The organism is Bradyrhizobium sp. 27S5 (assembly GCF_037217225.1).
In the GTDB taxonomy this organism is placed as follows: Bacteria; Pseudomonadota; Alphaproteobacteria; order Rhizobiales; family Xanthobacteraceae; genus Bradyrhizobium; species Bradyrhizobium septentrionale.
Window position 1 is genome coordinate 1974959 of the sequence record NZ_CP147714.1, and the last position, 12157, is coordinate 1987115.

The 12157-nt window shown below is 65.3% G+C and carries 12 protein-coding genes; 3 read left to right on the forward strand and 9 right to left on the reverse strand.

The window, feature by feature from the left end; translation table 11 throughout:
* Positions 1-125 precede the first annotated feature (125 nt).
* From WDM24_RS09345 to WDM24_RS09365, 5 genes are read right to left on the reverse strand one after another with little or no spacing between them, the layout of a single operon-like run.
* Positions 126-800: an RraA family protein gene (locus WDM24_RS09345; RefSeq protein WP_166303404.1), complete on the reverse strand. Its 675-nt coding sequence runs from the start codon at positions 798-800 to the stop codon at positions 126-128.
* 33 nt (positions 801-833) lie between these two features.
* Positions 834-1859: an amidohydrolase family protein gene (locus WDM24_RS09350; protein WP_338830966.1), complete on the reverse strand. Its 1026-nt coding sequence runs from the start codon at positions 1857-1859 to the stop codon at positions 834-836.
* A 22-nt stretch (positions 1860-1881) separates the two neighbouring features.
* Positions 1882-3210 (reverse strand): MFS transporter, encoded by a 1329-nt coding sequence (locus WDM24_RS09355; RefSeq protein WP_338830967.1) that lies wholly within the window; start codon positions 3208-3210, stop codon positions 1882-1884.
* A 29-nt stretch (positions 3211-3239) separates the two neighbouring features.
* Entirely contained in the window at positions 3240-4568 is a 1329-nt protein-coding gene (locus WDM24_RS09360; protein WP_166303413.1) for an MFS transporter, read from the reverse strand.
* Between the two features lie 55 nt (positions 4569-4623).
* The gene (locus WDM24_RS09365) at positions 4624-5610 is read right to left on the reverse strand and encodes a hydroxyacid dehydrogenase (protein ID WP_338830968.1); all 987 of its coding nucleotides are present in this window, start codon (positions 5608-5610) and stop codon (positions 4624-4626) included.
* 195 nt (positions 5611-5805) lie between these two features.
* Between WDM24_RS09365 and WDM24_RS09370 the strand changes: the two genes are divergently transcribed.
* Entirely contained in the window at positions 5806-6741 is a 936-nt protein-coding gene (locus WDM24_RS09370) for a LysR substrate-binding domain-containing protein (protein ID WP_029082783.1), read from the forward strand.
* 233 nt (positions 6742-6974) lie between these two features.
* Positions 6975-7325 carry a hypothetical protein gene (locus WDM24_RS09375; protein WP_338830969.1) on the forward strand — a complete coding sequence of 117 codons (351 nt, stop codon included), beginning with the start codon at positions 6975-6977 and terminating at the stop codon, positions 7323-7325.
* Between the two features lie 9 nt (positions 7326-7334).
* Here the strand turns inward: WDM24_RS09375 and WDM24_RS09380 are convergent, their stop codons facing one another.
* The 3 genes from WDM24_RS09380 to WDM24_RS09390 form a co-directional block, all read right to left on the reverse strand.
* Positions 7335-8048 carry a type 1 glutamine amidotransferase gene (locus WDM24_RS09380; RefSeq protein WP_338830970.1) on the reverse strand — a complete coding sequence of 238 codons (714 nt, stop codon included), beginning with the start codon at positions 8046-8048 and terminating at the stop codon, positions 7335-7337.
* 85 nt (positions 8049-8133) lie between these two features.
* Positions 8134-9093 (reverse strand): hypothetical protein, encoded by a 960-nt coding sequence (locus WDM24_RS09385; RefSeq protein WP_338832356.1) that lies wholly within the window; start codon positions 9091-9093, stop codon positions 8134-8136.
* A 210-nt stretch (positions 9094-9303) separates the two neighbouring features.
* Complete coding sequence (locus tag WDM24_RS09390) at positions 9304-9792, reverse strand: Lrp/AsnC family transcriptional regulator (protein WP_338830971.1); 489 nt, start codon at positions 9790-9792, stop codon at positions 9304-9306.
* Between the two features lie 126 nt (positions 9793-9918).
* On the opposite strand from WDM24_RS09390, the gene ald reads away from it, so the two are divergent.
* Complete coding sequence (ald, locus tag WDM24_RS09395; protein WP_338830972.1) at positions 9919-11034, forward strand: alanine dehydrogenase; 1116 nt, start codon at positions 9919-9921, stop codon at positions 11032-11034.
* 333 nt (positions 11035-11367) lie between these two features.
* On the opposite strand, the gene WDM24_RS09400 is transcribed toward ald, so the two are convergent.
* Positions 11368-12111, reverse strand: coding sequence for an IclR family transcriptional regulator (locus WDM24_RS09400; protein ID WP_338830974.1), 744 nt, complete (start codon positions 12109-12111; stop codon positions 11368-11370).
* Positions 12112-12157: the final 46 nt, after the last annotated feature.

Below are 12157 nucleotides of genomic sequence, written 5' to 3' on the forward strand. Positions count from 1 at the left end.
GGAAAAATTCCCGATGCTGGTGGACGGACGCGCGAATCCGATACGGGGCGGTGATTCTGGGCGGCTTTACGCAGGTTTGTGCCTAAGAGACGGGCATTCCCGCCTCTTAGGCAACGGTATCGTGTCTAGTCCTTGAACTCGCAGCCGAGGCGCTGCAAGGCCTCGTCGACCCAGCGGCGGTCGCTGGTGCCGGCCAGGATTTGCTGGATCGCCTTCTCCTCGGTGGCCTTCTTGGCCTCGGTCAGCTTGCAGATGGCCTCGGCGTCGTCATAGGGCACGCAGAGCACGCCGTCGTCGTCGGCCACGATGAGGTCGCCGGGCTCGACGATCATGCCGTCGATCGAGATGGCACAATTGATCTCGCCCGGGCCGTCCTTGTAGGGGCCGCGATGCGCGACGCCGGCGGCGAACACCGGGAAGGCTCCGGCGCGGATCGCGCCGGCATCGCGGATCGAGCCGTCGATCACGAAGCCCGCGACGCCCTTCTTCTCGGCCAAGGTCGACATGATCTCGCCGATGATGGCGTTGACCAGGACGCCGCCGGCGTCGACGACGATGACGTCGCCCGGCTGGGCGAGATCGATCGCCTTGTGCACCATCAGATTGTCGCCGGGCCGGGTCTTGACGGTGAGTGCCGGGCCGCCGAGCCAGCCGCCGGCATGCATCGGCCGCAGCCGGTTGGTGCCCGCGATCCGCGACATCGAATCGCTGATATTGGCGACCGGCAGCGGGCGGTAGCGCGCGACGAGGTCAGGCGAGACTTTCCGCTTCGCCTTGTGAATTGCAAATCCTATGGCCATGGGTGTTCTCCGGTTTGTTGTCGGCGCGGTCGTTTAATGCGCGCGGCGGTCGAGATGGGCGTTGAGGCGGGGATAGACGCGGCGGGCATTGCCTTCAAAGATCTTGGCCTTGTCCGCTGCGCTCAAGGGCAGCGCGTCGATATAGCGGCGGGTGTCGTCGAAGTGATGCCCGGTCTCGGGATCGATGCCGCGGACCGCGCCGACCATCTCCGACGCAAACAGGATGTTCTCGGCCGGGATCACCCGGGTCAACAGCTCGATGCCGGGGAGATGATAGACGCAGGTGTCGAAGAACACGTTCTTCAGAAGATGCTCCGACAGCGGCGGCAGCTTCATGTCCTGCGCGAGGCCGCGGTAGCGGCCCCAGTGATAGGGCACCGCGCCGCCGCCATGCGGGATGATGAACCGCAGGGTCGGGAAGCGCTTGAAGATGTCCGAGGTCAGGAACTGCATGAAGGCAGTGGTGTCGCCGTTGAGGTAATGCGCGCCGGTGCCGTGGAAGCAGGGATTGCAGGACGAAGAGACATGGACCATGGCCGGCACGTCGAGCTCGACCATCTTCTCATACAGCGGATACCACCATTCATCTGATAGCGGCGGATCGCACCAGTAGCCGCCGGCGGGATCGGGATTGAGGTTGCAGCCGACGAAGCCGAGCTGCGTCACGCAGCGCTCCAGCTCCTCGATGCAGTTCGCAGGCTTGACGCCCGGGCTTTGCGGCAGCTGGCACACGGGAACGAAGTTCTGCGGGAACAGCGTACAGACCCGGTGCACCAGGTCGTTGCAGATCGTGGTCCATTCGCGGCTGGTCGCTTCCTTGCCGACATGATGCGCCATGCCGGCGGCGCGCGGCGAGAAGATGGTGACGTCGGTGCCGCGCTCCTTCTGGAGGCGAAGCTGGGCGCCCTCGACGCTGGTGCGGATCTCGTCGTCGGTGATGCCGAGATTGGTGGTGAGGGGACGGCGCGATCTGTCGGCGAGGCCGGCGAGCTGCTTGTCGCGGAATATCTGCAGCTTGGCCGGCTCGGTGGTGTAGTGGCCGTGACAGTCGATGATCATGGTTGCTTCCTCAACAGGGTTATCAGTGGGCGACGGATGACGGGATGGCGCCCGTCAATTCCGTCTCGCGCGGCTTGACGCGCATGGTGGCGGCGATGGCGGAGGCGATGAGCAGGAAGCCGGCGATGCCGACCAGCGCCCAGGAGAAGCTTCCGGTGGAGTCCTTGATTAGGCCGATGCACCACGGGCCGATCAGGCCGCCGAACTGCGCCAGGGTGTTGACCATGGCGATCGAGGCGGCGCCGGCCGCGCCGGTCAGCAGCGAGGCGTTGATGCTCCAGAACAGCGGATTGCCGGCATTCAGGCTGAAGCCGACGATACAAAGGAACACGAAGGCCAGCACCGGGCTCGAGACATAGGCGGTGCCGAGCATCGCGACGGCGGCAAGCAGATAGACCGCCGCGAGATGAAACTTGCGGTCGCCGGTCTTGTCCGAGCTGCGGCTGACCACGATGGTGCCGATGACGCCGAGCAGCGGCGGGATCGCGGAGAGAAAGCCGACCTCGATATTGCTGAGATTGCCCATGCCCTTGATGATCTGCGGCAGCCACAGCAGCAGGCCATAGATGCCGACCAGCGCGCAGCCGAACAGCGCCGCCAGCAGCCAGATCCTGATATCGATGATACATTCGATCAACCTGTGCTGCCCTTGTTGTTCGATCTCGGCCCGCTCGGCGGCGAGCTCGCCCTCCAGCCAGGCGGCCTGCTCCTTGCTCAGCCAGCTCGCCTTGGCCGGGCGGTCGGTCAGATAATAGAGCGTGAAGAGGCCGAGCAGAATGGTCGGCACGCCCTCGGCGATGAACATCCATTGCCAGCCATGCAGGCCGGCGGCGCCGTCGAAGAAGGTCATGATGTTGGTCGAGATCGGCCCGCCCAAGACCGCCGAGAACGAGCCGGCGATGATGTATCCGGCCACGGCGCGGGCGCGATAGCGCGGGGGGAACCAGTAGGTCAGATAGAGCACCACGCCGGGCATGAAGCCGGCTTCCGCGACGCCGAGGCCGAACCGCATCACATAGAGGCTGAGCGGATTCCAGACAAAGGCGGTCAGCGTCGCAACAAGGCCCCAGCTGATCAGGATGCGCGCCAGCCAGATCCGCGCCCCGAGCCAGTGCAGCATCAGGTTGCTCGGGACCTCGAGCACCATGTAGCCGAGGAAGAAGATGCTGGCGGCGAAGCCGAAGATCGCGGGACTGAGACCGAGATCCTTGTTCATCGTCAGCCCGGCGTAGCCGAGATTGATACGGTCGAGATAGTTGAAGAACATCATCACGAACAGGATCGGGATCAGCCGCCAGTAGACGCGGCGGATGGTTTGCTGTTCGAGTTCTTTGACGGATGCTCCGGCCATAAAAATCCTCCCGTTCGTTGTGATGGCGTTCATTGGGTCGCGACGCCATTTCGGATGTTGTTGGGGACGGCCTCTCGTTCGGGAGGCAGCCGTTCGGCTCCGTCCGGAGCCGGGCCTGCCGCCATCGTTCTGAGGTCGATGCCCTGCTGTTCGGGCAGCATCAATGCCGCGCAAAAGGCGGCCGCGTAGCCGCAGATGGCGCAGATCGCCATTGCGTCGCCGAGATGCATCCGCGTCGACAGGATGCCGACGCTCGCCGGCACGATCGAGCCGAGGCCGCGTCCAGCGCTGAGCGCAAAGCCGGCGCCGTTGGCGCGGATGTTGGTCGGAAACAGCTCGGCAAAGGTCGGCATCAGGCCGGAGGCGAGGCCGGCCTGCAGCGCGCCGAGGAAAAATCCGAGGATGATGGTGATGCCCTGGCCGATCGGCGCCTGGGTATAGACCGTGACGTTCAGCGCCTGGCAGAGCAGGAACAGCATGAAGCCCTTGCGGCGGCCGATGCGGTCGGCGATCAGGCCGAAGGCGATCGGTCCGACGAACGATCCGAAGATGTTGACGGCGAGATAGCCGGCGGTGTGCATGACGGGCAGATGCAGCCCGGTCTGCAGATAGGTCGGCAGCCAGGTGATCATCACATAGGCCGCACCTAACGTGCCCGTGGTGAAGAAGGTCGCGACCAGCGTCTTGAACAGATGCTCGCCGGTGAAGATGGTCCAGAAGCTGTGCGTCGACGAGGCGCCGCGTTGCGCCTTCTCCTCGACGAAGATTGCGGATTCCGGCACGAAGCGGCGGACGAAGAAGACGAGCAACGCGGGGAGGATTCCGATCGCGAAGAACACGCGCCAGGCCATGTCCTGCGACAGCCAGCCGAAGATGACGGGAAATGCCGCTACCGACAGCGCGTTGCCGACGGCATATCCGCTCTGGATCGCGGCGGCGACGCGGCCGCGCATCCCGGCCGAGACCACTTCGGCTACCAGCACAGCGCCGACCGCGGCCTCGCCGCCATAGCCCATGCCCTGGACGGCGCGCGCGACCAGCAGATACCAGAAGCCGTCGGCGAAGGCGGCGGCAAATGTCGAGATTGCGACCAGCAGGATGGTGAATTGCAGCACCCGCACCCGGCCGAACCGGTCGGCGGCAATGCCGGCGATCCAGCCGCCCGCGGCAGTGCCGATCAGCGAGCTTGATGCAAGAATCCCGGCGTCCGGCCGCGACAGGCTCAGCGTCGCGATCAGTGCCGGCGTCACCAGCGCGTAGATCGTCGTGTCCATCGAATCGAGCGCAAGTCCGCCGAAGGCGGCGAAGAATGTCTTGCGTTCGACGGCGGACAGCTTGGACAGCCACCCCAGATTCATGTTCGCTTCCCCCTGATGATCTCGGCCTCTTGTTGTAGGGCCGTTGCTGCGAGATTTAAGGCGGATCGAGCGCCGCCGGATTGACGACGTTGGCGCGATCGATGTCGCCGCGCGTTAGCACCGCTGCGATGTTGCGCGCGGCCTCGACGCCGGTCCGTGTGATCGACGCGCCGGTTTGGGCTGCGATATGCGGCGTCACGATCAGGTTCGGCGCCTGCAGGATCGGCCTGTCCTTGGCCGGCGGCTCTTGCGCCAGCGTGTCGAGGCCGGCGCCGGCGAGATGTCCGCTGCTGAGTGCCGCGCATAGTGCGTCCTCGTCGACCAGCGCGCCGCGCGCGGTGTTGATCAGGATGGCGCCGGACTTCATGGCGTTGAGGCGCGCGGCATCGATCATGCCGCGGGTCGCATCGGTCAGCGGCGCGTGCAGACTCACGATATCGGAGACCGCGAGCAGCTCAGTGAGATCGGCGGCCTCGCGCGCCAGCGCTGGGTCGACCCGGCCCTTGCTCCGGCCGAGCGCGACGACGGTCATGCCGAGCGCCGCCGCTGTACGCGCGACGTGGCGGGCGATGCGGCCGAAGCCGACAAGGCCGAGGGTGCGCCCACGGATTTCGCGGCCGCGATAGGTGGCGCGGTCCCAGGCGCCGGAATGGGTTCGTTCGTTGAGGCTGACGACGTCGCGCCCGAGCGCGAGGATCAGCGCGATGGTGTGCTCGGCGACCGCGGGCGCGTTGGCATCGCCCGCCACCATCACCAGCACGCGCTGCCTGGTTGCGGCATCGATGTCGACGCTGTCGACGCCGGCGCCGTGCTTTGCGATCACGCGCAGATGCGGATTGCTGGCGATGACGGTGGAGGAGAATACGGGATTGCCGCGCATCAGGATCGCCTGCGTCGGCGCTGTTGCCATCTCGTGCGTGAGGCGTTCAGGCGTGACGGCATCGCGCATCAGCACGACATCCGCGCCGATCTCGCTGAGGATTTTGACGGCTGCGGGGGCGAGGTTGTCGCCGGTGACCAGGACACGAAACGAAGCGGTCATGGCCTATCGCCTGCTGCGATATTGCATGGCTGCCCCGCTACGTGCGCCGCGCCATCGTGCCTGAACCTGACGCATTATCACGCTTCTCCCTTCTTCTCCCTTGGAGCATTGCTGATTTCGCGCGAAGATCGGGAAACGGCCCCGTGAGGTCAAATACCTTGTTGACCCCCCACTTATAGGGAAACGGAATAAGCGATGGATTACAGGCAGCTTCGTTACTTCATCGCGGTGGCTGAAGAACTCAGCTTCAGCCGCGCCGCGAAGCGTTTGCATGTCAGCCAGCCGCCGCTTAGCACGCAGATCAAGGCAATGGAGGCGGAGCTCGGGACGCGCCTGCTGGCGCGGACGCGGCGCGCTGTGGAACTCACGCAGGCCGGGCAATTGCTGCTGGAACATGCGCGGCGCGCCGTCAGCGAGCTCGATCTGGCGTCGGAGACGGTTCGCCGTGCAGCGCGCGGCGAGGCCGGCATGATCCGCGTCGGCTTCACCGGTTCGGTGCCGATGCTCGACATGTTCGCCGAGCTGTTCCGCAGCTTTCGCGCCAGCTATCCGCGGGTGAAGATCGAGCTCCGGCACATGTCGACGGCGACGCAGCTGCGGGCGCTCGCCGACGCCGAGCTCGATGTCGCGATCATGCGGCCGCCGCTCGATTTCAGGCCGGCGGCCGATTTGCAGGTCCATGTGGTGTGGCGCGACCGGCTGATGGTGTTCCTGCCGCTGGATCATCCGCTGGCCGGCGCCAAAGGTGCGCTCGAGATGGCCGATCTCGCCGATCACGAATTCGTCGGCATGGCCGAGAGCGGCTGCGGCGTCGGCGATCAGGCCGCGATGCTGTGCCGGCGGGCAGGCTTTGCCCCGCGCGTGGTGCAGGAGGCGCATGAATTGCGCACCGTGCTCAGCCTGGTCGCGGCCGGGATCGGGCTTTCGATCCTGCCGTCCTGCTACCAGCAGGCCGGCGTCATGAATGTGGTGGCGAAGCCGCTGGACACGCCGGATGCGGAGAGCCGCATGCTGGTGGCGATGCGCGCGAACGCCTCGCTACTGCCGCGCCGCTTCGTCGAATGCGCATTGCAGGCGGCGTCGCGCAGCGCACCGCCGCTCGTTCCCGAGGTCGCCGCAGCGAGCCGCTGATCGCGCTCCGGCGAGCGCGTGCGCTGCTTCCCGCGTGAGGTTGCGGCGGCGTGCGGACCCCATACTTTCGTCGGCAGTAGTCTCCCGGAATCCAGTCTGGCGCCGCTCTTGCATAGCTGAATGGCAGGAGCTGGGGCGCCGATTCGTTGCGTGCTCGCCTGCGACGGCAAAGTCGCGGACGAACTGGAGTGATGCGCGCCCGCAGCGGGATCGAAATCTGCGGAGACGACACCATGCACGCCATCACGCGTGCGGCACTGCTGCTTGGGACGATGTGGTTGACATCGCCGACCCTGGCGCGCGACGACGGCCGCTACGCCAATTCACCATTAAAACCCTGGTTTGAAAGCCTGCACAGTGGTTACGGACAATGCTGCTCGGATGCCGACGGCTATGTGGTCGCCGATCCCGATTGGGAGTCGGATCACGGCCATTATCGCGTGCACATCGACGACGAATGGGTCGTGGTGCCGAACGAGGCCGTGATCACCGAGCCGAACAAGATCGGGCGCACCATGGTGTGGAAGCACTATATCGACGGCCACCCGCGGGTGCGCTGCTTCATGCCGAGCAGCATGACCTGAGCGATCGCCTCACGCGGGCGCGCGGCCGGTGAGAAAGCGCGTGATCACGCCGCCGAGCCGGGCGTGCTCGAGCGGCGCGGCGAGTGACGCCTTGGCGGTTTCGACCACGGCATCCGGCGCGAGGCCGCGGCGCAGGTCGCACAGCGCATCGGCGTAATCGGTGGTGAATTCCGGATGCGGCTGCACCGACAGCGTGGTGCCGTTGGCATAGAGCAGCCCGGCATGCGGCGTGAAGTCTGATGACATGATAGTGCGTGCGGAGGCCGGCGGGGTGATCACCTGATCCTGATGCGAGCAGGCCGCGGCGATCGTCTCGCCCGCGATCAGCCCGTTGTTCGGTGCCAGCCGATAGACGTGGCGGCCGATGCCCCAGCCCTTCTCCGACTTGCGCACGGTGCCGCCGAGCGCCTGTGCGATGAGCTGATGGCCGAAGCAGACGCCGACCATCGGAACGCGCTGGTCGTGCGCCGCACGCACAAAGGATTCGAGCGGCGCGATCCAGTCGACATCGTCATAGACGCCGGCCGACGATCCCGTGATCAGGATCGCATCCAGCGCCGCCGGCTCCGGCAGCGCCTCGCCGTTGGCGACGCTCACGACGTCGCAGGCAACAGAGGGATCGGCGGCAGCGACCATCCGCTGGAACATCTGCGGATAGCTGCCGTGGCGCTCGCGGAATTGCGGACTGACGAGCCCGGTTTCGATGATGGTGATGCGGGGCATGGGATGCGCGAATGAATAAGCGGGGACGCCCCAGCCTTTACTCCGAAAGCGCTGTTGGCCACAAGCTGCGGCCGGCGGCCACCGATCAATTGCGGGGCGTCGCCGCAGCTTCGATCGTGGCGGTGCGCTGCGCCGCCGGCGTCGTGCTCACGGTCGCCGGCGTCACACTCGTGCTGACGATCACGGGCTCGGTGCGGTAGCGCGGCAGCTGGTCCTCGAGCGAATAGCCGACGCAGAGCGCGAGGCTCGACCACACCGCCATACTGAAATACAGCGACATCCAGGCGATCTCCTCGCGCCACTCGGCGATGTCGTGGGTCACGACCCAGCGCCGGCTGACGTCGCGCAGCCCCTCGAGCGGGTGCAGCAGCGTGCCGCCGGCGGCGAGATTGGCGCGCCAGCGGTTCAGATACATCGGGACGTCGACGGTCATCAGGAAGGCGAGGAAGGCGGCGATGCCGACGATCGCGACGATGAAGGCCCAGCGCACCGGGCCATGAAACTCGGGCAGCAGTCGGCACAGCGCAATCCCGACCAGGAAGAACACCACGGCCCAGATCGAGTTCTCGATCGCGTTGCAGAGATAATGGGTGGTCAGCACCGCATACCAGGAGAAGCATTCCGCGATCACGATCAGCGGCACGATGATCCAGGCGATGGTCACGGTGGTCTCGGCGCCGGTCATGGTGCCGAGCTGATACAGCACGATCGCCCATTGCGCGGCGAAGCAGACCTCGGCGACGGTGGCGACGGTGCGGCCGACCACGACGCTCGACAGCCAGGTGTCGACCAGGCAGATGCGCTGCACGTCGGCGCGCGGCAGCACCGAGCGGAACGCGCAGCCGAACACGTAGGCGGCGCAGAGCAGCAGCATCAACCCGATGCCGGAGGTGTTGCTCAGGCTGCCATTGGCCTGCTCGTGGAACTGACGGTAAAGCGCGAACCACACCGCGATGTTGGCGGCGCTGACGAGGCTCAACAGGCCCCACCACCGGATCACTGGATTCGACCAAGCCAGCGAAACCGGCCGTGCCCGCCACTCCATGCTCATTCACCGCTCCGCGTTTAACCGAATTGACATTTGGATGTATTAATTCTGTCACAGGCGGCCGGGAATCACGACTAAAAAATGCGTGTGGCGCGGGCAGACTCCAATTGTGACAGCGCGATTTGTGACAGTGAGATTTGTGACAGCGGGGCGTGGTGCGCGCCGCGGAATGACGATGCAGAAAGTGCTCGCTGCCTTGCCTAGCGCTCAACCGCGCAGCGCGGTCTCTGGAATGGTGCGGCGGACCACTTCGCGCATCGCGAAGCTGGAATGGATGCGCGCCACACCGGGCATCCGCGACAGATGCTGCTTGTGGATGCGCTCGAAGTCGGCGATGTCGCGGGCGATGACCTGCAGATGATAGTCATCGCTGCCCGACATCAGATGGCATGACACGACGTCGGGGCACCGCGCGATCGCGGCCTCGAATGCCGCCAGATAGTCCTCGCTCTGCTTCTCCAGCGTGATGGTCACGACGACGGTTGTCACAAGTCCCAGCGCGCTCGGCTCGAGATCAACGCGGTAGCCGCGGATCACGCCGATCTCCTCGAGATGGCGGATGCGCCGCGCGCAGGCGGTCGGCGACAGCCCGACCTTTTCCGCAAGCTCGATCTGGCTCGCGCGGGCGTCAGCGACCAGCTCGCCGAGGATTCTGAGGTCGATACGATCGAAACCGTCCACGCAGTTTTCCTTCAAGAGCTGAGCCTGTGACGAAGGATATGAGCGTATCTGGATGTGCACAAGCCGGAATTCGCTGAGAAACGCCGCGTGACGGGGAATACGCTCGAGGCTGGCGGAAGCGAACCATTCAAGGAGCGGACCATGCGCATCGGCGTGCCCAAGGAGATCAAGGTCGAGGAATATCGGGTCGGGCTCACGCCCGCCTCGGTGCGGGAATATGTGGCGCATGGACATGAGGTGGTGGTGCAGCGTGGCGCCGGCGACGGCATCGGTGCCGGCGACGACGTCTACACGCAGGCCGGCGCGCGGATCGCCGATACCGCCGATGAGGTGTTTGCCGTCGCCGACATGATCGTGAAGGTGAAAGAGCCGCAGCCGGCCGAATGGGCCCGGCTGCGCGATGGACAGATCCTCTTCACCTATCTGCATCTTGCGCCCGACGTTCCGCAGACCAAGGGCCTGCTCGCTTCCGGCTGCACGGCGGTCGCCTATGAGACCGTGACGGATGCGCATGGCGGGCTGCCGCTGCTGGCGCCGATGAGCGAGGTCGCCGGCCGGCTCGCGATCGAGGCCGCGGGCGCTGCGCTGCGCAAATCCGCCGACGGCATGGGCAAGCTGCTTGGCGGCGTGCCGGGTGTTCCGCCGGCAAGGGTTGCGATCATCGGCGGCGGCGTCGTCGGTACCCATGCGGCGCGGATGGCGGCTGGGCTCGGCAGCGACGTCACCATCCTAGACCGCTCATTGCCGCGGCTCCGCGCGCTCGACGATCTCTTCATCGGCCGTGTCCGCACCCGCTACGCCACGCTGGAGGCGATCGAGCAGGAGATCATCGCCGCCGACGTCGTGATCGGCGCGGTGCTGGTCCCTGGCGCCAGCGCGCCCAAGCTCGTCTCGCGCGCGCAGCTCGCCAGCATGAAGCGCCGGGCCGTGCTGGTCGACGTCGCGATCGACCAGGGCGGCTGCTTCGAGACCTCGAAGCCGACCACGCACCAGGCGCCGACCTATCTGGTCGACGACATCGTGCATTACTGCGTCGCCAACATGCCGGGCGCGGTGCCGGTCACCTCGAGCCACGCGCTCAACCACGCCACTTTGCCGTTCGGCCTGGCGCTGGCGTCGAAGGGATTGCGCGCGCTGGTCGAGGATCCGCATCTGCGCGCCGGCCTCAACGTCCATCGCGGCCGCATCACCAACCGCGCCGTGGCCGAAAGCCAGCATCTCGCGGTCGTGATGCCGGAGGAAGCACTGGCGTCGTAGGAATTCAGTAGCCCGGATGAAGCTAACCTCCCCTTGAAAAGGGGAGGTCGCTTTGCTCGCCAGAGCAAAGCGGGTGGGGATCGGCGCTCTCCTCATAGAGAGTCGCCTGCGGCTGACCCCCATCCCGACCTTCCCCCTTTCAGGGGGAAGGAGAGGATGGATCCTTCGCGCGGATGCGGCTGACTCCCCGGATTGCGCGGAGCCTGTCATCGGGCGCTCGTAAGCGCGACCCGTTCGCTTCATCCGGGCTACGGTTCTGTCACCCGCACGCGTTTAGCGTCCTGAGAGGTCATTTCTCAACGAATCCTGGCCTGGCTTCATCTGCCAGTTTCTTCAGCCGGCTCTGCATGACTTCAATGATGCGCGCGCGCTTTGCCGCGATTCGTTCGATTGGTCCGCCGATGCCGATCGCGAGCGGAGCGCGTTCTTGGGTAGAGGTACAAGCATGCCTATTGTGTTTGCGCCCGGCGTCGTGCGGCCGCTCGACTCGGAAAAGCCGCGGCGGCGAATGCGCTCGACCTCTTCGAGAAAGGCCGACTCGCGAACGCGCGCCGACTGACTCGGCTCCTCAGCGTTATTGCGACGGATGATGCCGCGAATTTTGGTGTTTGGCATTTGGCTCAGCAGCACGTGTCCGAGCGCGGTACGAACCATCGGTCGTATTTGACCAGCATGTGCAATGAACTGAAGCTGATAGCCGCCGCGTACGACGTGTAGATACTGCATCCCGGCGGCGCCTGCCTGTTGTCCAAGCATCACGGTTTCGCCGCCAGTCGCGGTCCAGAGTTCCTCCATCAGATCGGTGAGCTTTGTATCACGGAACGGAGAACGACGGATCCAATCACCAAGCAGATTTACCCGGTAGCTAGGGATGAAACGCCGGGTCTGTCGGTCGTATTCAAGGTAGTTCAATTCAACGAGACTGCTAAGCAACACCGATGTGCTCGATTGGGGCATCTCCAACGCGGAAGATATTTCAGTCACGGAAGCAGCCCGCTTTGTTTCCCGAAAGAATTCCAGAACTGCAAACGTCCGCATGGCCGATTTGACAATGGCCGTCTTATTCGAGTTCGGCATGGCTGTCTCCGCGGCGGGTCAACTACCGCACCTCCATCACATATGT

What these genes read in the sequence shown, in the direction of transcription:
- WDM24_RS09355 (WP_338830967.1), bottom strand. Translation starts at nt 3,210, where the DNA reads ATGGCCGGAGCATCCGTCAAAGAACTCGAACAGCAAACCATCCGCCGC.
- WDM24_RS09380 (WP_338830970.1), bottom strand. Translation starts at nt 8,048, where the DNA reads ATGCCCCGCATCACCATCATCGAAACCGGGCTCGTCAGTCCGCAATTC.
- WDM24_RS09370 (WP_029082783.1), top strand. Translation starts at nt 5,806, where the DNA reads ATGGATTACAGGCAGCTTCGTTACTTCATCGCGGTGGCTGAAGAACTC.
- ald (WP_338830972.1), top strand. Translation starts at nt 9,919, where the DNA reads ATGCGCATCGGCGTGCCCAAGGAGATCAAGGTCGAGGAATATCGGGTC.
- WDM24_RS09360 (WP_166303413.1), bottom strand. Translation starts at nt 4,568, where the DNA reads ATGAATCTGGGGTGGCTGTCCAAGCTGTCCGCCGTCGAACGCAAGACA.
- WDM24_RS09375 (WP_338830969.1), top strand. Translation starts at nt 6,975, where the DNA reads ATGCACGCCATCACGCGTGCGGCACTGCTGCTTGGGACGATGTGGTTG.
- WDM24_RS09400 (WP_338830974.1), bottom strand. Translation starts at nt 12,111, where the DNA reads ATGCCGAACTCGAATAAGACGGCCATTGTCAAATCGGCCATGCGGACG.
- WDM24_RS09345 (WP_166303404.1), bottom strand. Translation starts at nt 800, where the DNA reads ATGGCCATAGGATTTGCAATTCACAAGGCGAAGCGGAAAGTCTCGCCT.
- WDM24_RS09385 (WP_338832356.1), bottom strand. Translation starts at nt 9,093, where the DNA reads ATGGAGTGGCGGGCACGGCCGGTTTCGCTGGCTTGGTCGAATCCAGTG.
- WDM24_RS09350 (WP_338830966.1), bottom strand. Translation starts at nt 1,859, where the DNA reads ATGATCATCGACTGTCACGGCCACTACACCACCGAGCCGGCCAAGCTG.
- WDM24_RS09365 (WP_338830968.1), bottom strand. Translation starts at nt 5,610, where the DNA reads ATGACCGCTTCGTTTCGTGTCCTGGTCACCGGCGACAACCTCGCCCCC.